At 29.8% G+C, this 18,384-nt stretch carries 23 protein-coding genes; 21 read left to right on the top strand and 2 right to left on the bottom strand.

What is annotated here, in order from left to right; translation table 11 throughout:
* Window positions 1-10 precede the first annotated feature (10 nt).
* The 20 genes from EXC59_RS00460 to EXC59_RS00555 all read left to right on the top strand — a co-directional run bounded on the left by EXC59_RS00460 (window position 11) and on the right by EXC59_RS00555 (window position 16,720).
* Window positions 11-1,081: an ABC transporter permease gene (locus EXC59_RS00460; protein ID WP_035368920.1), complete on the top strand. Its 1,071-nt coding sequence runs from the start codon at window positions 11-13 to the stop codon at window positions 1,079-1,081.
* A 20-nt stretch (window positions 1,082-1,101) separates the two neighbouring features.
* Window positions 1,102-1,758 (top strand): ATP-binding cassette domain-containing protein, encoded by a 657-nt coding sequence (locus EXC59_RS00465; protein ID WP_035369133.1) that lies wholly within the window; start codon window positions 1,102-1,104, stop codon window positions 1,756-1,758.
* A gap of 79 nt (window positions 1,759-1,837) precedes the next feature.
* Window positions 1,838-2,563 (top strand): LytR/AlgR family response regulator transcription factor, encoded by a 726-nt coding sequence (locus EXC59_RS00470; protein WP_035368922.1) that lies wholly within the window; start codon window positions 1,838-1,840, stop codon window positions 2,561-2,563.
* Window positions 2,564-2,572: 9 nt separating this feature from the next.
* A complete protein-coding gene (locus tag EXC59_RS00475; protein ID WP_035368924.1) occupies window positions 2,573-3,883 on the top strand; it encodes a GHKL domain-containing protein in 1,311 nt (436 codons plus the stop codon).
* Window positions 3,884-3,965: 82 nt separating this feature from the next.
* The gene (locus EXC59_RS00480; RefSeq protein WP_035368926.1) at window positions 3,966-4,178 is read left to right on the top strand and encodes a zinc-ribbon domain-containing protein; all 213 of its coding nucleotides are present in this window, start codon (window positions 3,966-3,968) and stop codon (window positions 4,176-4,178) included.
* 5 nt (window positions 4,179-4,183) lie between these two features.
* Complete coding sequence (locus tag EXC59_RS00485) at window positions 4,184-4,522, top strand: zinc ribbon domain-containing protein (protein ID WP_051658989.1); 339 nt, start codon at window positions 4,184-4,186, stop codon at window positions 4,520-4,522.
* A 33-nt stretch (window positions 4,523-4,555) separates the two neighbouring features.
* On the top strand, window positions 4,556-4,861 hold the full coding sequence (locus EXC59_RS00490; RefSeq protein WP_035368928.1) for a zinc-ribbon domain-containing protein: 306 nt from the start codon (window positions 4,556-4,558) through the stop codon (window positions 4,859-4,861).
* Between the two features lie 156 nt (window positions 4,862-5,017).
* Complete coding sequence (locus EXC59_RS00495) at window positions 5,018-6,097, top strand: BMP family lipoprotein (protein WP_035368930.1); 1,080 nt, start codon at window positions 5,018-5,020, stop codon at window positions 6,095-6,097.
* An 85-nt stretch (window positions 6,098-6,182) separates the two neighbouring features.
* A complete protein-coding gene (locus EXC59_RS00500) occupies window positions 6,183-7,691 on the top strand; it encodes an ABC transporter ATP-binding protein (protein WP_162163969.1) in 1,509 nt (502 codons plus the stop codon).
* Window positions 7,688-8,809, top strand: coding sequence for an ABC transporter permease (locus EXC59_RS00505; RefSeq protein WP_035368935.1), 1,122 nt, complete (start codon window positions 7,688-7,690; stop codon window positions 8,807-8,809). Before EXC59_RS00500 ends, EXC59_RS00505 begins: the two co-directional genes overlap by 4 nt.
* Window positions 8,809-9,768: an ABC transporter permease gene (locus EXC59_RS00510; RefSeq protein WP_035368937.1), complete on the top strand. Its 960-nt coding sequence runs from the start codon at window positions 8,809-8,811 to the stop codon at window positions 9,766-9,768. The genes EXC59_RS00505 and EXC59_RS00510 overlap by 1 nt, the downstream gene beginning before the upstream one ends.
* 114 nt (window positions 9,769-9,882) lie before the next feature.
* Window positions 9,883-10,428 (top strand): NADPH-dependent FMN reductase, encoded by a 546-nt coding sequence (locus EXC59_RS00515; RefSeq protein WP_084145146.1) that lies wholly within the window; start codon window positions 9,883-9,885, stop codon window positions 10,426-10,428.
* Window positions 10,429-10,452: 24 nt separating this feature from the next.
* Window positions 10,453-11,355 carry a VOC family protein gene (locus EXC59_RS00520; protein ID WP_051658990.1) on the top strand — a complete coding sequence of 301 codons (903 nt, stop codon included), beginning with the start codon at window positions 10,453-10,455 and terminating at the stop codon, window positions 11,353-11,355.
* A gap of 20 nt (window positions 11,356-11,375) precedes the next feature.
* Window positions 11,376-11,792 (top strand): MarR family transcriptional regulator, encoded by a 417-nt coding sequence (locus EXC59_RS00525; protein ID WP_035368941.1) that lies wholly within the window; start codon window positions 11,376-11,378, stop codon window positions 11,790-11,792.
* A 419-nt stretch (window positions 11,793-12,211) separates the two neighbouring features.
* A complete protein-coding gene (locus tag EXC59_RS00530; protein ID WP_035368943.1) occupies window positions 12,212-13,210 on the top strand; it encodes an ABC transporter ATP-binding protein in 999 nt (332 codons plus the stop codon).
* The gene (locus EXC59_RS00535) at window positions 13,191-14,015 is read left to right on the top strand and encodes an ABC transporter permease (RefSeq protein WP_035368944.1); all 825 of its coding nucleotides are present in this window, start codon (window positions 13,191-13,193) and stop codon (window positions 14,013-14,015) included. The genes EXC59_RS00530 and EXC59_RS00535 overlap by 20 nt, the downstream gene beginning before the upstream one ends.
* A gap of 1 nt (window position 14,016) precedes the next feature.
* Window positions 14,017-14,805 (top strand): ABC transporter permease, encoded by a 789-nt coding sequence (locus EXC59_RS00540; protein WP_035368946.1) that lies wholly within the window; start codon window positions 14,017-14,019, stop codon window positions 14,803-14,805.
* Between the two features lie 63 nt (window positions 14,806-14,868).
* Entirely contained in the window at window positions 14,869-15,498 is a 630-nt protein-coding gene (locus EXC59_RS00545; RefSeq protein ID WP_162163970.1) for a shikimate kinase, read from the top strand.
* Window positions 15,495-15,926 (top strand): GNAT family N-acetyltransferase, encoded by a 432-nt coding sequence (locus EXC59_RS00550; RefSeq protein ID WP_035368950.1) that lies wholly within the window; start codon window positions 15,495-15,497, stop codon window positions 15,924-15,926. The genes EXC59_RS00545 and EXC59_RS00550 overlap by 4 nt, the downstream gene beginning before the upstream one ends.
* A gap of 71 nt (window positions 15,927-15,997) precedes the next feature.
* Window positions 15,998-16,720 carry a LytR/AlgR family response regulator transcription factor gene (locus EXC59_RS00555; protein WP_035368952.1) on the top strand — a complete coding sequence of 241 codons (723 nt, stop codon included), beginning with the start codon at window positions 15,998-16,000 and terminating at the stop codon, window positions 16,718-16,720.
* 41 nt (window positions 16,721-16,761) lie between these two features.
* On the opposite strand, the gene EXC59_RS07050 is transcribed toward EXC59_RS00555, so the two are convergent.
* Together EXC59_RS07050 and EXC59_RS00560 are read right to left on the bottom strand one after the other, a co-directional pair.
* Window positions 16,762-16,923: a hypothetical protein gene (locus tag EXC59_RS07050; RefSeq protein ID WP_156952793.1), complete on the bottom strand. Its 162-nt coding sequence runs from the start codon at window positions 16,921-16,923 to the stop codon at window positions 16,762-16,764.
* 212 nt (window positions 16,924-17,135) lie between these two features.
* Window positions 17,136-17,333, bottom strand: coding sequence for a hypothetical protein (locus tag EXC59_RS00560; RefSeq protein WP_035368954.1), 198 nt, complete (start codon window positions 17,331-17,333; stop codon window positions 17,136-17,138).
* Between the two features lie 104 nt (window positions 17,334-17,437).
* Between EXC59_RS00560 and EXC59_RS00565 the strand changes: the two genes are divergently transcribed.
* Window positions 17,438-18,262 carry a glycosyltransferase family 8 protein gene (locus tag EXC59_RS00565; RefSeq protein WP_051658991.1) on the top strand — a complete coding sequence of 275 codons (825 nt, stop codon included), beginning with the start codon at window positions 17,438-17,440 and terminating at the stop codon, window positions 18,260-18,262.
* Window positions 18,263-18,384 lie beyond the last annotated feature (122 nt).

Raw genomic sequence — 18,384 nt, forward strand, 5'->3', positions numbered from 1 at the left:
GAGGAACATCATGTTTTTAGCAATTAAAGAGTTACTTCAACAAAAGAAAAAGTTTGCGTTAATTATTACAGTTGTTATATTGGTCAGTTATTTAGTTTATTTCTTAACATCACTTGCTTATGGTTTAGCATCAAGTTACACCAATGCAGTTGAAAAATGGGAATCAAATGAAATTATTATGACAGTTGATGCTAATGATAACTTAATGATGTCTTATATGACAAGTGCTGATTATGATACAGTCATCGTTAATGGTACAAAATCAAAAGTAGGCTTATTCCCAGCAGTAATTAACAATCCAACTGCAGCGGATGTATTATCAACTCGTTTGGATGTTTATTTCTTCGGTATTGAAAACGATAGTTTTATTAAGCCAGTTGAATATAAAAACACTAACCTTACAGGTTATCAAGTCATAGTTGATGAATCACTTCAAAAAAGTGGTTATAAGATTGGTGATAAGTTTGGTGTAACTGGTACAACGGATCAGTTTGAAATTATTGGATTTACTTCAAAAAGTACATATCAAACAGCACCGGTTATTTATATGGCATTAGATACTTACCAAGCTTATCGTTTTGGTAAAGAAAACACACCAGATTTATTTAGTGGTGTAGTCGTTAGAGGAGAAGTTATGAGTCTCAAAGATGGACTTCAAACTTACCTTACAAAAGATTATATTAGTACATTACCAGGGTATACTGCACAAGTATTAACATTTGGTGTTATGATTGCCTTCTTAATCTTTATTGTCGCATTAGTTTTAGGTATTTTTATATATGTTTTAACAATTCAAAAAACAAGTATGTTTGGTGTCATGAAAGCTCAAGGTATTTCAAATAGATACATTGGTGGCTCAGTTATTTTCCAAACAGTTGCACTTGTATTAATTGGAATTGTTGTTGGATTAGCATTAACGCTAATCAGTGGGTACTTCTTAAAAGAAGTGATGCCGTTTGCTATTAATATTACATTCTATAGTGTGATTACCCTAGCATTCTTTATATTCGCAATCTTTGGTGGATTATTCTCAGTAAAAGCAGTACTTAAGATCGATCCACTAAGAGCAATCGGAGGTTAATTGTGAGAGCTTTAATTGAAATGAAAGGTGTAACAAAAGATTTCCTTCAAGGAGATAATGTTATTTGTGCATTAAAAGAAACAAACTTTACAGCTTATGAAGGAGAACTTATTGGGATTATTGGACCATCAGGTTCAGGTAAGTCAACATTTTTAACGATTTTAGGTGGTTTACAAAAACCTACAACAGGTAAAGTTTTATTAGATGGTAAACCATTTAGTGAACTAGATGTTAAAGAAAAATCTAAAATTAGATTAGAAAAAATTGGATTTATCCTACAAGCATCTAACCTAATTCCATTCTTAACTGTTAGAGATCAAATGGTGCTTTATAATCGCATTACAAAGACAAAAGTGAATGAAAAATTCATGTCTGAATTATTTCAAAAATTAGATGTAGAAAAAATTAAAAATAAGTTTCCTAATGAACTTTCTGGTGGCGAACGTCAACGTTCAGCAATCGCCAAAGCATTATATCATTCACCGTCTGTAATCTTTGCCGATGAACCAACTGCAAGTTTAGATTCAAATAGAGCATTTGAAGTTGTTAAATTATTAAAAGAAGCTACAAAAGAACAAAAGAAAGCAACCATAATGGTTACCCATGATGAAAGAATGCTTACATACTGTGATAAGGTTTACCGTATTGTCGATGGTGTCTTAAGCGAACAACAATAAAACTGCAGCAATGCAGTTTTTTGTTTAACTAATGATATAAAGTTTACTATGTTATAATTTTTAGTATAGAGGTGAACGTATGATTTCAATTGCACTATGTGATGATGAAGACATCTATCTAACTAAATATGAAACAATGATGAGTGATTATTTTAAAAGTAAAAAACTTGAGTTTGAAATTATAAAGTTCAAGAGCGGAGAATCTTTACTTTTTAATTTAGAAGATTTTAAGAATCGTTTTCAAATCATTGTATTGGATGTCTTAATGGGTAAAATCAATGGGATTGATACTGCATTAAAGATTAGACAAAACAATGAAGATTTAAAAATCATTTTTTTAACTAGTTCAGAGTCGTTTGTCTTTAATGCATTTGATGCGAATCCAGTAAATTATTTAATCAAAAATAAAGATGATGATAAGTTAGTTTCTGTTTTAGATAAAGTGGTGAGTAAACTAAATACAAGTGTTAGTCAAGATAATTTTATTTATCAGACAAAAAGTACGCATTTAAGTTTACCAAATTCAACTATTATGTACTTCGAAGTATATCAACGTATTATTTCAATTCATAGGTACAATATGGATACATATGATTTTTACTGCACATTAAAAGAATTGGAAAAATTAATAGATGAAAAACGTTATGTTAAAGTATTTAGATCGTTTATTGTGAATATGCAATATATTCAAAAAATATATAATCACCAAGTTGAATTAAAAGATGGCACGCTTTTACCAATTTCAAGAAATTTATATGATGAAGTGAAACAGAAGTTTGCTAATTACTTAAATGAACATATATAGGAGGTCTAGATGGAATATCTACTTTTAGTTTTATCAGTTATTGCGATGGTAGTTAGTCTATATATCTACTTTACAAGATATATGAAAGCCATACCTGTATATAAAAACTTCAAATTATTTATTATTTTGTTCATGGTTGTATCAGCAATTCCTTTATTTAACTTTAAAGGCATTCAACCATATTATGGTTTAAGAGCGCTACTTGTTTTAATCATAAGTTTTTTCATGATATCACATGTCTTTAGAACGAATATTTTAACTAAAGTGTTCTTACTTTTAAATTATTTTATTTATATTTTTACAGGCTTTTTATTCTTTTCTACAATTATATTAACCATCAAAGGTCAAACAATTTCGTTAGATTCAGTTAATCAAAATACGCTTTATAATTTAAGCTACTTATTAAGTTATATGTTTGCCATTATAATGTTTATGTTAATTGATAAAGTCATTGTTAAAAACAAGATATTAAGTTTTTTCAATCAAAAAAATGTTTTACTTAACTTAGTGATTTTGCAAATTGTCTTAATTTTTAATGCAATCTTTTTAGTAAGTGAAAGAAGTATTCAAGAATATTTAGGTTGGTTTAACCGTGGAGTTATTTTTAATACGGTAGCAATCTACTTTACATATGTATTAAGTTTTATTCTATCTTTAAATATTGGTTATCTATCAGGTTATAAATTTTATAGTCAAACCTTAAAACAACAGTTAGATACACAATTATCTCACTATAAAAAATATGAAGATTATATGCAATCTTTAGCAAAATTTCAACATGATTATGAAAAGATTAATCACGCACTTACGATGCTAGACCAAAATACTGCAAAAGATATATTTGTTACTTCAAAAGAAGAATTGGATCAAATTACATCAAAGTATAAAAAATATTCAAACCACTATATTTTAGATGCACTCATTTTAGATTTTAAAACAAAGTTAGAAAAGATTGGTTTAAAGTTTAAAGATGTATTTTTACCAGTTTCATTTGAAATGTCAGAGTATGATTTTATTAAACTTTTCTATAATATTTTCCAAAATATTTATGAAGCATTAGTGAAAGTTGAGTTAGCTGATAGAGCTTTAGAAATCAAACAATACGTAAGTAATAATTATCAAATTTATGATTTTAAGAATACTGCTCATGGAGCCAACTACCAGTTTAAGACAACTAAAACCAATAAAATACTTCATGGTTATGGCTTAACAATTATTGAAGATATTGTTCAAAAATATGGTGGTATCGTAACAAAAGAAATTAAATTAGAAAATGAAAAATATTATTTTGAAATGAAGTTATACTTTTCTATGAAATAAACGTTTCAAGTTTTATTTAGATTTTTGATTTATATATGTTACAATATCTATATAAAGCAACATGTATAAAAAGGGGATAAACATGGCTAAATACTGTTCAAATTGTGGTACGGAGTTAAAAGACGATCAAGATGTGTGTCTAAACTGTGGTGTAGCAGTAAAAAAAGAAAATCAAAGTTCAGACTTTTTTAAAGACAATGATATAGATATTGTTGTTTTAATTGTCTTAGCGATTATATTTTTACCAGCTGCCCTCATATACGTGCTATACAAAATGAGTAAGAAAAAGGGGTAAGTATTATGAATTATTGTCCACATTGTGGTGAGAAAGTAAATCCGGATCAAACTGTGTGTTTGAATTGCGGTAAGTTTTTAGATTCAGCTAATACAAGTCCTACAAAAGTAGCAGAAGATAATGGTGGCGGTGGTTGGACTTTATTAGGGTTTTTCATGCCGTTAATTGGGGTCATTCTTTATGTTATTTGGATAAATGAAAGACCAAACACTGCAAAATCGCTCATTAAAGGTGTCTTTACTTCACTTATTGTTGCGGGCGTTATCTTTGTTTTATGGATTATTATTGCGGTAATCATTGTAGGTACAATGGGGTTATCTCAATACTTAGCATTGTTAATTTAATTCAAAAATATTATATATAAAGAGGGAAAGTAAATGAATTTTTGTCCACATTGTGGTGAACGAGTTAATTCTGATCAAGATGTATGTTTAAACTGTGGTGCGATGCTTAAAAACAGATCTACATCAACAACACATACTCATGTTAAGGATGTTGGTGGATTTGGATGGGGCTTCTTGGGCTTTATGATACCAATTGCTGGAATTATTATTTATGCATTAATGAAAGATACACAACCATTAAATGCTTCAGCAGCATTGAAGGGTGCGCTGATATCAATTGGTATTAGTGTCTTGTTTTATATTATTATAGCTGCTACAGGATTTGGTTTATACTATTAAATAAAGTGCTTTTGCGCTTTATTTTTTTATGTTCAATGCTTTTTTGTATCATTTTAATAACTGGTTATATAAAATGTATTTTTTAAAAAGGTTTCAATTGAAAAAAGAGATTAAAAATGTTAAATTATAATTGAATACAATAAAAGGAGAAAATGAATGAAAAAGTTATTCGCTTTACTATTTGTTTTAGTAGCAGGGTTTGTACTTGTTTCATGTGGTAATCAAGCAAAAGAAATTGCTATGATTACAGATACGGGTGACATTGACGATGGTTCTTTTAATGAAGGAACTTGGAAGGGCATTCAAAAATATGCCGAAGAGCATAATAAGAAGGCTCAATATTATAAGCCAGGTGGAGAAACAACAGGTGACTACTTAGCAGCTATTGATTTAGCTGTTGCAGGTGGAGCTAAGATTGTTATTACTCCAGGTTTCTATTTTGAAGTCCCAGTTTTCCAAGCACAAACTAAATATCCAGATGTTAAGTTTGTTATCTTGGATGGTGCACCTCATAGTGGTGACTACAATAATGTAATTAATGAAAATACATTATCTATCTTCTTTAAAGAAGAAGAATCAGGATTCTTAGCAGGTTATGCAACTTACTTAGATGGTAAGACTAAACTTGGATTCATGGGTGGTATTGCTGTTCCAGCCGTTCAAAGATTCGGTATTGGTTGGGTTGCAGGTGCTTACTATGCAGCTAAAGAAAAAGGCGATGCAAACTATGCTTACGATCCAGCAAACTATACATACTTAGGTGACTTTGGTCCTAAGGCTGAATTTGCTACAATGGCTGGTACTTGGTATGACCGTGGAGTAGAAGCTATCCATGCTGCAGCAGGTGGTGCTGGTTTATCAGTTATGTCAGCAGCAACTTCAAGAACAAATAAATGGGTTATCGGTGTTGACTCATACCAATCTGGAGATTCTAATACAGTATTATCTTCAGCAGTTAAAGGTGTTGGTACTGCGGCATACGAAGCATTAGAAGATTTCTATAATGGTACTTTCCAAGGTGGTAAATCAATCACTTTAGGTGCTAAAGAAGATGCAGTTGGATTACCTATGGCAACTTCAAGATTTACTTCATTTAATGAAGCTAAATATGATGAAATCTTTGGAAAAGTTAAATCTACATTAGCAGTTCCAAACGATGCAGCAAAACTTAAGACATTTATCGAAGGTTTAGGCTATACATTCCCAGAAGGTTTATCAGAAGCAATTGCAGGATAATTAATCAATAAAAAATAATTTAGAGATATGGGAAACAATAAAGTTTTTGTTTCCCATATTTTTATAAAAAAGGGGTTCTGACGCTATGATTGAAATGCGTAATATTACAAAAAAATTTGGACCTTTAGTTGCAAACGACAATATTTCATTTGTTGCTTATCCTGGTAAAATCCATGCCTTATTAGGTGAAAATGGAGCGGGTAAGAGTACATTAATGTCAATTCTTTTTGGTTTATATAAGCAAGATGAAGGTGATATTTTAATTAACGATGAAGTCGTTCAAATTAATAATCCAAATGATGCCACTAAGTATAAAATTGGGATGGTCCATCAACACTTTAAATTAGTTGAAGTGTTTACCGTTTTAGATAATATTATCTTAGGGGTTGAAGAATCAAAAGGTGTGTTCCTTACAAAACAAAAGGCTCGTGAAAAAATCACTGGCTTGATGGATAAATATAAGCTTTTTGTTGATTTAGATAGTTATGTCAAGGATTTAACTGTTGGCGAACAACAAAAAGTTGAAATTCTAAAGATGTTATACCGTGATAGTGAAATCTTAATTTTTGATGAACCAACAGCGGTTTTAACACCTCAAGAAATTCACGAATTTATGGGTATTATTAAAGGGTTTGCTAAAGAAAATAAAGTTGTCATTTTAATTACGCATAAATTGAACGAAATAAAAGAAGCTGCGGAAGAATGTACAATTCTTAGACGCGGTAAGAAAATTGATACCGTTAATGTAAAAGATGTTACGGTTAAACAATTAGCTGAAATGATGGTTGGTCGTGTCATTGATCAATCATATAAAAAGGCACCATATCAACCAGGTGAAGAAGTATTAACTGTTAGAAACGTCAATCTTCAAGGAAAAAATAAGCATCTTTTAACAGATGTTTCATTTAGTGTGAAATCAGGTGAAATTGTTGGGGTCGCTGGTATTGATGGAAATGGACAAAATGAACTTGTTCAAGTTTTAACAGGATTAATGAAACCTTCATCAGGCGAGATTCTAATTAACGGAACTGATGTTAGCCGTTATTCGATTAGAAAACGTAACGAATATTTATCTCATATTCCAGAAGATAGACAAAAACATGGATTAGTCTTAGACTATAACCTTGCATATAATTTAGTATTACAAACATATTTTAAAGAACCTTTCCAACATAAAGGAAAGTTAAATCACAAAGAAATTGTTAACTATGCTGAAAAGTTAGTTGAACAATATGATATTCGCAGTGCAAATGGTATTAAGTCATCTGCAAGAAGCATGAGTGGTGGTAATCAGCAAAAAGCTATTATTGCTAGGGAACTTGAAAAACAGCACGATTTAGTCATTGCATTCCAACCAACCAGAGGTCTAGATGTTGGTGCAATTGAAAATATTCATAAAGAATTGATAGCAGAAAGAGATAAAGGTAAAGCAATTTTACTTGTGTCATTTGAGTTACAAGAAATTATGAGTTTATCTGATGTTATTTTAGTTATTTTTGAAGGCCAAATTGTAGGTAAGTTTAGAAGAAATGAAATTGATGATAATGAGATTGGACTTTATATGTCTGGTTCTAAGAGAGGAACAAATGTATGAAAGAAAAATTAAATAACTTCTTTTTATCAATCAAAAAGGGATTTAGTAAAATGGATCCTCGTTTCAAAAATAGTTTACTTGCAGTAGGTATTGGTATCTTAGTTGGATTTATCGTGATGTTAATCTTTAATCCAGCGAATGCGTTCCCCGCTTTATTCGCAATGCTTCTTGGAGGTTTCCGCGGTGGAATTAAAGGGGTTGGCGATGTTTTACTAAAAGCAACACCAATTATTCTTACTGGGGTAGCATTAGCTGTTACCTTTAAATCAGGATTATTTAATATCGGTGCACCAGGCCAAATGGTCATTGGCGCATATGTTGCAATTCATGTTGGTGTTTTATGGCCATTGCCACCTGTTATTCATTGGTTAGTGGCACTTATTTTAGGTACAATTGCTGGTGCAATTTGGGGAGCAATACCTGGTTTACTTAAAGCATTTAGAAATGTAAATGAAGTCGTCTCGAGTATTATGCTTAACTATATTGCAATGTACTTAGTTGTTTACTTAGTACGTTCAAATGTATATAATCAGCTTTATGCAAAATCAAAAAATATTTTACCTTCAGCAGAATTACCTCAAATGAGTCTCATTTTTGGTAACTCAGATGTAAATATTGGTTTATTCATTGCTATTGGCGTGGCATTATTGATTCACTATGTATTTAGACATACTGTTTTAGGATATGAACTTAAAGCAACTGGATTTAACCCGGATGCGAGTCGCTATGCAGGTATGAATTCTAAATTAAATATTGTGACTTCAATGGTAATCTCAGGTGCAATCGTAGGTTTAGCTGGTGCGATTCAATATCTAGTTATTGGTACGAACCTTGGTGTAACTTCAACCTTATTAGGTGAAGGATTTGATGGGATTTCAGTAGCCCTATTAGGAATGCTAGAGCCAATTGGTGCACTTATCTCAGGAATATTCCTAAGTCATATTAGACAAGGTGGATATTATATGCAAGTATATGGTTTCCCACCACAAATTATTGAAATCATTATCTCAATTGTTGTTTACACAACTTCAATTAGTGCAGGTATTTCACTTTTCTATCAACGTATCAAACGTCAAAGAGAAGAAAAGAAATTAAAAGAAAGTGAGGATAAGAACTAATGGATATCGTCATCTCACTTATACAATATTCTTTAATTATTATTGCACCGTTATTAATTGTTGCGCTTGGTGGATTAATGTCTGAAAAGAGCGGGGTTACTAACATTGCCTTAGAAGGGATCATGTTAATGGGAGCCTTCATTGGTATTTGGGCAATTAGAATATTACAATTAAATACAACTTGGAATCCTCAAATTATCTACATTATTGGTATGTTAGTTGGTGGATTAACTGGATTAATTTTTGCTGCAATTCACGCATTTGCATCTATTAAGATGAAAGCTGACCAAACAATTTCAGCAACAGCACTTAACTTATTTGCCCCAGCATTTGCAATTTTTACAGCTAGAACAGTCATTGGTGGTCAACAAGTTAAATTCCGTGGTGAATTTTTAATTCAAGAAATTCCATTCTTAAGTAAGATTCCATTTATAGGAGATATATTCTTCAAACGTATACATATCAGTTTCTTTATCGCAATTATCTTCTTAGTTGTAATTACCTTATTATTTAATAAGTCAAAGTTAGGCTTAAGAGTAAGAGCGGTTGGTGAAAATCCACATGCTGCTCAATCTTTAGGTGTAAATATTTCAAAGATTAGATTCTTTGGTGTCTTATCATCAGGATTCCTAGCGGGTTTAGGTGGAGTTATTTATGTTGCAACAACATCAGAAAGTTTTGATGCGACAGTTGCTGGCATGGGGTTCTTAGCAATCGCAGTATTAATCTTTGGTAACTGGAAACCATTAAGTGTTTTATTAGCAGCAATCTTCTTTGGATTCTTCTCAAGTTTTGCATATTCATATTCATTAATTCCATTTTTAAAGAATAATGCATTACCTAAAGAATTCATGTCAATGATTCCATATGTTGTAACTTTAATTATCTTAGCATTTACCTCAAAACGTTCACTTGCTCCTAAAGCACTTGGACAGGTATTTGATCAAGAAAAACGATAACAAAATTAGCCTTAGAATTTCTAAGGCTTTTTTTTAAAAGTGCAAATTAGTTGAAAAGTAAACTAATTTAGCCTACAATAGAAACATCGAAAACAAAAATGGAGGAATCAATTAATGAAAATCGGTATTATTATTGGAACAATTCGTGAAGGACGTGTAGGTGCGTCAGTTGGTAAATGGGTATATGATTTTGCAGCAAATCGTAACGATGAAGGTGTTACTTATGAATTAGTAGACTTAAAAGATTATAGTTTACCATTATTAGGTGTAGCTCCAACTGAACAACAAGGTGCAGCAATTGGTGCTTGGTCTGCAAAAATGGCTTCATTTGATGGTTATGTATTTGTAACAGGTGAATACAATCGTTCAATCCCTGGTGCATTCAAAAATGCATTAGACTTCTTAAAACCAGAATTAGCTAACAAACCAGTTGGTTATGTAGGTTATGGTGGATTAGGTGGTACATTTGCAATCGCAGCTTTACGTGTTTCAAATGCACAACAACAATTAGCTGGCGTGAGAACAATGGTTAACTTCTCATTAATGGCCGACTTTGAAAACTTTACAGTATTTAAACCACAACCTTACCATGCAATGAATATGAATGGAATGTTAGACGAATTATTAGTTTGGGCTAAAGCATTTAAAACAATTAGATAATTTAATTATCTTTAAGGAGCAATTATGAAAATTATTGAATATGTACAAAAGGATAGAATAATCTCGGAAAACACGAAATTAGGTGTTGTACATTTAAAAGTTAAACATTTAAAAGAACAAATTAACTTCTATAAAGTTGCATTAAAAATGACTATATTAGAAGAGACTGAAGATTATGCTATCTTGGGTGATACTAAAAATCCATTATTACATTTAAGAAAAGTAGATGATCTTAAACGTTATTCAAATACGACTGGAATGTATCACTTTGCCTTACTGTATCCAAATGAAAAGGAATTAGCAAAGGCTATTTACTGGCTATATTCAATTAAGTACCCTAACGCTCCGACTGATCATGGATTCTCTAAAACAAGTTATTTAAAAGACTTAGAAGGTAATGACATAGAACTTTATATTCGAACTGTTGATCGTGCAATTTATATTGAGAAAAATGGGGAGTATAAAATTAAGTATAAAGATGGTAGAATAACTGATGGCAGAGATGAATTAGACTTAGATGAACTATTCAGTCATCTTGATAAAAATGATGATATAGAATCACCAATTTATGATATGCAAATGGGTCACATCCATTTATACGGTTCAAATGTAGATGAAATGAATAAATTCTATACTGAAGTGATGGGATTTGCAGAAGGAATTTATATGCCATACTTTAGAATGAGTGATGTTGGTTTAACTCGTGAAAAAAATCATGTCATCGCATTTAATGCATGGAAAAGAACAGATATTCAAGCACCAGAAGATGCAGCCGGATTAGATTACTATACGATTGTATTGGATGGAAAAAATGAATTTGATAGTTTATTAGCTAGATTAGATAAAAACGGAACCCCTTATACTATAGAAGAAACATCTGCATATTTACTTGACCCATCAAAAATTAAGATTAAATTAACTTATTAAGTTTAAAGGAGGTGTACTTAATGGACTATTTAAAAATTGATAATATTTATACCAAGTTATTAAAAATTCAAAATATATTAAATGAGAATTTAGCAATAATTGCTAAAATGTATGGTTTTAACAGTACTGAACTTATGATTTTCTTAGACATTAAGACACATCCTAACACAGACTTAAATACCTTATGTGATCGTTTAGGGTTGAAAAAATCAGCAGCGAGTAAAGCACTTAACAAACTAATCTTAGATAAGATTATTGTTAAAGATGTTGATCCAATTGATCATCGAAAAGTATCACTAAGACACGTTGAATTACCTGATCAAAATGTCTGTAAAGAAGAAACTTTACTAACAACTTTTAAAGGAATTACTGAACATGAGTGCAGTTTAGATAAAATCAACGAATCTTTAGACGACTTAATAAAAATTCTTAAATAAACTAAACTTTAAAAGGGCTTTAAGCCCTTTTTTTTGTCAAGAAGAAAATGAAAAAAATAAAAATATTGTGGATAACTTTTTTTGTTGTTAAATAAGAATTAAATGTGTTTAAAAATATGTTAAAATGTGTGATTTACACACAGGCATAGGTTTTTTAATACTAAACTCAACTTTTTTAAAGTCAATTTTAGACACAAAGTCAAGGACAATTTGTAAAATTTTAAAATATTGTGGATAACTTTTTTTAGCGTTAATTTTTAAATACTTTAATAAAACAATTTGGCAAATTGTGTAATATTCTAAATAGACTCATTTAAAAATAATGTAACCGTTTTCCGTGGATTCTTATTATGTAATTTCACCGTTTGAAAAAATGGCTATGCTACAATGGAATTGAGAATATTCGATGGGGTAAATTTATGTCAGTAATAGAAATAAGGGATCTAAAAAAGACATTTAAAAAGCCAGTACGTGAACAAGGTATCTGGGGGATGTTTAAAACGCTATTTAGCACGAAGTATACAACAAAAGATGCAGTAAAAGGTATCAATTTTAAAGTTAATGAAGGTGAAATTGTTGGTTATATTGGTGCCAATGGTGCTGGTAAGTCAACAACAATTAAGATGATGTGTGGTATTTTGACACCTTCATCTGGGGAAGTTTTAATTAATGGAAAACAACCTTATAAAGCTAAAGAGCGAAAGGAAGTTTTAAAAGATGTAGGTGTTGTCTTTGGACAACGTACGCAATTATGGTGGGATCTGCCCTTAATTGAAAGTTTAGTCATTTTAAGAGAAATCTATAAGGTGAGTAAAAGTGATTATGAGGAAAGATTAAATTTCTTAAGAGAAGTCTTAGATTTAGATGAATTTATGAATCAACCAGTAAGAACATTATCTTTAGGTCAAAGAATGCGTGCTGATTTAGCTGCAAGTTTAATTCATAATCCTAAAATTTTATTTTTAGATGAACCTACAATTGGCCTTGATGTTTTGGTTAAAGATAAAATGATAAAAGCAATTCGTCAAATTCATCAAACTTATCATACAACCATCATTTTAACGACACATAATATGGATGATATTACAGATCTTTGTCACCGCGTTATTATTTTAGATGAAGGTAATATTCTTTATGATGGCCCATTATCTACAATTAAGAAAAAGTTTGGTGATGTAAGAAATATTTATTTAACTTACCGTGGAAATTTAGATATAGAGGAAATTAAAAATAAGTTTGAATCAATTCATGTTGAAGGTAATGATGGTAACTTAAATATTAGTTTTGATGCAGATAAAATTGATATTAATAAAGTCTTAAAATTTATCATTGAAAGAGCAGATCTAATTGATATTAAAATTCAAGAGAACTCATTAGAAACGATTGTGAGAAGTATTTATGAAAATAAAAAGTATTAAGAAATACCTAGCCTTTACAAAAGCAGGTATTCTTGATGGATTTGCCTATAAGTTTAATGCTTTTGGTTGGTTTCTAGGAGATGTATTTACGATATTGATTTTATATTTTCTTTGGCAAGCAGTTTATAAGAATTCACCAACAGATATCATTAATGGCATGACATTCTCTCAAATGGTAACTTATTTAATTTTAGCTAGAGTTTGTTCGCCACTTATCTTTAATGGTTTTTCATTTTGGCAATTAGGATATGATATTTATGAAGGGAATATAGCGATTAATTTAATTAAACCAATTAATTATCGCCGTCGTACATTGTTTTCAACATTAGGCGGTTTTATAGCAAACTTCATCCTATTATTCTTACCAATTAGTGTGATTGTTTTTATTATATTTTATTTCCTTTTAGGTGTAAGTATTCCATCTATACCATTTATTTTATTATTTCTGTTAAGTGCATTTTTAGCATGTATCATCTATGATGCGCTTAATTTTATGATTGCAGAATTAGCAATCTTTACAAATGCCTTATTTGGATTAATGTTAATTAAAGATACAGTTTTAGGTTTCTTATCAGGCAGTTTATTACCAATTTCATTTTTCCCATCATGGCTTCAAGGGATTACTAAGTATTTACCATTTAGAAGTATTGCAGAAGTGCCAATTATGATACTTATGGAAAAATATAGTTATAAAGAAATTTTATTAGAAATGGTACTTCAAGTTGTTTGGATTGTGATCTTAAATCTTTGTGCACAATTATCATTCAATCAAATTAAAAAACATATTGTGAGTGCTGGAGGCTAAAATGAATTATTTAAGATTATATAGATATTATTTTGCCAAGAGCGTAAAAGCGAGATTGTCTTATCGATTAGATGCGGTGATTGGAATCTTAGGATTTTTAATAACAAATGCGATTTTATTTTCAACACTTTATTTAACGATTTCATCAATTCCAAGTTTAAATGGTTGGAATATTAATCACTTGGGGTTCTTATATGGATTTTATTTAATTCCTAAATCAATTGATCACATGTTATCGGATAACATTTGGCAAATGGGTACAGGTGGTATTACCAATGGTATGTTTGATAAATACTTAGTTAGACCAGTAAATGCCTTATTCCAAATGATTGCTGAAACTGTTCAGTTAGAAGGTTTAGGGGAATTTATTTTAGGTGTTGTCCTACTTGCGATTTTCACTCCACAAGCAGGAATTATATGGAATTTCGAAACAATTCTTACAGTTATTATGACATCAATTTTTGGGATGATTTTATTCTTTTCAATTAAACTCATGTTTGGTTCAATGGCTTTTTGGACTAAGAGAAGTATTCAAATCATGAGTATGGTCTATAATGTTTCTGATTTCTCTAGATATCCAGTAGAAATCTTTGGCAATGTAATTAAGTCAATCTTACTTTATGTTGTTCCATTCTCATTGGTTTTATTTAGACCAATTGAAGCAATTATTAAAGGTGAAAATGTATTATTCTCACTTTTAGGTAGTGCAATCGGTTCAATAGTATTTTTACTCGCTGCACTTTTAGTGTATCGTGAGGGTTTAAAAAAATATGAAAGTGCTGGTAGTTAAGGTTAGTCTTATACTAACCTTTTTATTTTCTTTAGTATAATGAAATTAGAAGGGGGATAATTGATGAAAACTTTACTTGTTATTTTAGGTGGTCAAGCTGTAGGAAAAATGACAGTTGGCGAAGAAATAGAAAAAAGAACAAATTTAAAATTATTCCATAATCATATGACTGTTGAAATTGCCAATCACTTTTATGGATTTGGTGATGATTTAAGTGAGGAAGCAAAAGTTATTCAACGCACACACTTTAGAGATTTGCGGGATAGACTTCGTCATGTTGTTTTTGATAATGTAGGTAGAAGTTATTTACCTGGTATGATATTTACAGGAGCAATGTATTATGACAACGAAGAAGTTTGGAATTTATTCTTAAGTTATGTTGAAACTTATAAAAATGCTGCCAAATCAATTGGTGAAGATGTAAAAGTGTATATTTTAGAATTATATTGTGATCTAGAAGAGAGACTTAAAAGAAATCGTAGTGAAAATAGAATGGCTAAAAAACCTTCTAAAAAGAACGTTTTATGGAGTGAAGAACAAATACTTATTCAGGAACGTACGAAGCGAATTATCGCCAATGAAGATGATATTAAACAATTTAATGTAGATGAGTTTATTAAAATTAATAATACAAAGATTAGTGCTGAAAATGTAGCGATTCATGTCGTTGAAAAATTGGGGTTAGGTAAATGATTTTGTTTATAAAGTTTGATTATATGGATTCGGATATTGAACCGTTACTTAAACTTTATCACGATAATAAAAAGTATATTTCCGTTTCAGCAAACTTTTTTGAATATGTTTTAGAAAATGATTTTGTTTACCTATATAAAATATTTTCAGATGATAAACTGATTGGAACACTTCATTTAGAACAAGATGATGAAATCTTGTATCTATCAATTATGATTGATAAAGACTATCACCATCAAGGATATGCGACATATACTTTAAAAGAAGTTTTGAAGGATTCATTTCATTTAGGTTATAAAAAAATTGTTGTATATATTGATAAAAACAATTTGAATTCAATTAAGTTATTTGAAAAAGTTGGGTTTAAGTTTAAAGAAGAAGATAAAGAATTATTAACCTATGTATATGATTTATCATTTATAGAATAAAAGATGCTAAAAAACTTATTTGTTAGTGTTTGTTTGTTGTAATGCTATAATGGATTTGAAAGGGTGATGTTGTGTTTTCTGTTGCGTTTTGTGATGATAACATCGAACATTTGGAAAAGTATGAACGCATACTAAACCAATTTTTTATCGACAAACAAATAGATTACGAAATCGTCAAATTCAAGAGTGGAGAGTCACTTTTATTTTATTTGGAAGATAATCCGTTCAGGTTTGATTGTTTTGTCTTGGATATTTTAATGGATAGTTTTGATGGATTAAAAACAGCAACTAAAATTAGAGAGATTAATCAACAGGCAAAAATCATTTTTCTTACGACCAGCAATGACTATGTTTTTGATTCATTTGATGTTGAACCATCTTCATATTTGGTTAAAAATAAAGATGAAGAGAAATTACAAACTGTATTAGATAAGATTATTCTCAAAAAAAGCATCAAGCAAAATGATAACTTTAACTTTACACATAAAAGTGTTTATTACAGCATATCCAATGATGATATTTTATTTTTTGAGATCAATCACCGTGTGGTGACGTTACATACAATTGAAGGTAAAGCTTACGAGTTTTATTCAAGTTTTGTTGAATTAGACCAAAGGGTGAATAAAAAACGCTTTGTTAAAATTTATCGTTCTTATATTGTGAATATGCAATATATTAAGCAATTATCAATAGACGAAGTTGAATTAAAAACAGGTATCAAACTTCCTGTATCAAAAAAATGTTTTAATGAACTAAGAAAAACTTTCGCAAACTTTCTGAATACTGAGGAATAAAAAAACTTAACATCTACTGTTAAGTTTCTTTTTTTAAAGACTTATTTTTTATAAACTAAGAAAGAAGTAGAAATGCCTTCAAGTGTTTTATGGTTTAACATCACAGCATAAACATCATAACCATTATCAGTCATAGAAAGTTTAATTACTGAGATACTGAAATCTGAGATTGATGCTTCTTTTGTATCACCATTTAACTGCATATAAGTTAAGTCTAAACCAGTTGTGATAATATTGTTTGCTGTAGGCTCTTCACTATAAAAGACTGTTGGGAAGTTTGATACATAAACTAATAAAATTTTACTTGAATCATCTTTACATAAACGGAAAACTCTGCTTTATGTCCATCGTGTGTGACTGAAATTGTATGTGTACCTAAACGATTTAACGATGTAGAACTTAATTTGTAGTCATCTTACGATAAAGTTAAGACACCACCATTTGAACGGTGTGCATAAACCACTAAACCTTTTGAATCAAAGCTTTCGCCTAATGTATATTCTACCTTGTCAGGTAACTCAATTGAAAGACCAGTTGTTGAAGTAAACATGTTACATGATGCCATAAATAAAAGTGTCGTTATTGTTAACGCAAATATTATAATTTTTTTCATATATCTCTCTCTGTATAATTCTAATATAACACAATGATTAGTTAATTTTTATGAAATGCTTTATAATAGAAGTACCTTAGACTTTTAAAAAATGTGGTGAAATAATGAATATATTAATGACCCTAAATCAAAAATATTTAAAGTATATGCATATTATGCTTTTATCATTATGCAATGAACATCAAGATGAAAAATTGCACATTCATTTAGTAAGTTCAGATATATTAGCAAGTGATTTAGATAAAATTAAAAAAACATTAAATCAAAATATTGAATTTACAATTTATAAATATCAAAACGAAAACTTACTTCAAGCAAAGACAACTTATCGTTATCCAGTAGATATTTATAATCGTTTATATGCAATTGAATATTTGCCCTTAAATTTAGAACGTATCTTATATTTAGACCCAGATATTATTATCTTAAAGAACTTAAAAGATTTATATGAAATGGATTTTGAAGATAACTATTATATTGGCGCAACGAATGTTAAAAAAATCTTAACAAAGATTAATCAAATTAGAAATAAAGCAGATCGTTCATCGTATTATTTAAACACAGGGGTTTTACTGATTAATTTAAAGAAGTTAAGAACGTGTCAAGACTTAAACGAACTAACAGAATATATTATTAAAAATACCCCGAGATTAATTTTACCCGACCAAGATGTCTTACAAGGATTATATGGTGATAAAGTAAAACTCATTAGTCATTTAACATATAACTTAAGTGATAGAGCAATTACTAAACATAATTTAAGTATGACTAAAGAGTTTTTAATTGATGAAACATGGGTTGATAACCATGCCTATATTCTTCATTTTTATGGAAAAAATAAACCATGGAAAGATAATTATAAAGGAATTTTAAAACCATATTATCAAAAATATGATTATATCTATCATATGAAAACAAGTGAGAAGTAGATGCGAAAAATCGCATCTTTTTTATTTATTGTGTAAAAAATAAGTAGAACAACATGTAAGCATTTTTATAAATTGATAAATAAAATATAAAGGAAATTCGTTATCTAAGCCATTCTCATTTG

Origin of the sequence: Acholeplasma hippikon, assembly GCF_900660755.1 — a bacterium.
Lineage (GTDB): Bacteria > Bacillota_I > Bacilli_A > Acholeplasmatales > Acholeplasmataceae > Acholeplasma > Acholeplasma hippikon.

Excerpts from the sequence above, each read along its gene's own strand:
- EXC59_RS00460 (WP_035368920.1), top strand. The coding sequence starts at position 11 with ATGTTTTTAGCAATTAAAGAGTTACTTCAACAAAAGAAAAAGTTTGCG.
- EXC59_RS00465 (WP_035369133.1), top strand. The coding sequence starts at position 1,102 with ATGAAAGGTGTAACAAAAGATTTCCTTCAAGGAGATAATGTTATTTGT.
- EXC59_RS00470 (WP_035368922.1), top strand. The coding sequence starts at position 1,838 with ATGATTTCAATTGCACTATGTGATGATGAAGACATCTATCTAACTAAA.
- EXC59_RS00475 (WP_035368924.1), top strand. The coding sequence starts at position 2,573 with ATGGAATATCTACTTTTAGTTTTATCAGTTATTGCGATGGTAGTTAGT.
- EXC59_RS00480 (WP_035368926.1), top strand. The coding sequence starts at position 3,966 with ATGGCTAAATACTGTTCAAATTGTGGTACGGAGTTAAAAGACGATCAA.
- EXC59_RS00485 (WP_051658989.1), top strand. The coding sequence starts at position 4,184 with ATGAATTATTGTCCACATTGTGGTGAGAAAGTAAATCCGGATCAAACT.
- EXC59_RS00490 (WP_035368928.1), top strand. The coding sequence starts at position 4,556 with ATGAATTTTTGTCCACATTGTGGTGAACGAGTTAATTCTGATCAAGAT.
- EXC59_RS00495 (WP_035368930.1), top strand. The coding sequence starts at position 5,018 with ATGAAAAAGTTATTCGCTTTACTATTTGTTTTAGTAGCAGGGTTTGTA.
- EXC59_RS00500 (WP_162163969.1), top strand. The coding sequence starts at position 6,183 with ATGATTGAAATGCGTAATATTACAAAAAAATTTGGACCTTTAGTTGCA.
- EXC59_RS00505 (WP_035368935.1), top strand. The coding sequence starts at position 7,688 with ATGAAAGAAAAATTAAATAACTTCTTTTTATCAATCAAAAAGGGATTT.
- EXC59_RS00510 (WP_035368937.1), top strand. The coding sequence starts at position 8,809 with ATGGATATCGTCATCTCACTTATACAATATTCTTTAATTATTATTGCA.
- EXC59_RS00515 (WP_084145146.1), top strand. The coding sequence starts at position 9,883 with ATGAAAATCGGTATTATTATTGGAACAATTCGTGAAGGACGTGTAGGT.
- EXC59_RS00520 (WP_051658990.1), top strand. The coding sequence starts at position 10,453 with ATGAAAATTATTGAATATGTACAAAAGGATAGAATAATCTCGGAAAAC.
- EXC59_RS00525 (WP_035368941.1), top strand. The coding sequence starts at position 11,376 with ATGGACTATTTAAAAATTGATAATATTTATACCAAGTTATTAAAAATT.
- EXC59_RS00530 (WP_035368943.1), top strand. The coding sequence starts at position 12,212 with ATGTCAGTAATAGAAATAAGGGATCTAAAAAAGACATTTAAAAAGCCA.
- EXC59_RS00535 (WP_035368944.1), top strand. The coding sequence starts at position 13,191 with ATGAAAATAAAAAGTATTAAGAAATACCTAGCCTTTACAAAAGCAGGT.
- EXC59_RS00540 (WP_035368946.1), top strand. The coding sequence starts at position 14,017 with ATGAATTATTTAAGATTATATAGATATTATTTTGCCAAGAGCGTAAAA.
- EXC59_RS00545 (WP_162163970.1), top strand. The coding sequence starts at position 14,869 with ATGAAAACTTTACTTGTTATTTTAGGTGGTCAAGCTGTAGGAAAAATG.
- EXC59_RS00550 (WP_035368950.1), top strand. The coding sequence starts at position 15,495 with ATGATTTTGTTTATAAAGTTTGATTATATGGATTCGGATATTGAACCG.
- EXC59_RS07050 (WP_156952793.1), bottom strand. The coding sequence starts at position 16,923 with ATGCAGTTAAATGGTGATACAAAAGAAGCATCAATCTCAGATTTCAGT.
- EXC59_RS00560 (WP_035368954.1), bottom strand. The coding sequence starts at position 17,333 with ATGAAAAAAATTATAATATTTGCGTTAACAATAACGACACTTTTATTT.
- EXC59_RS00565 (WP_051658991.1), top strand. The coding sequence starts at position 17,438 with ATGAATATATTAATGACCCTAAATCAAAAATATTTAAAGTATATGCAT.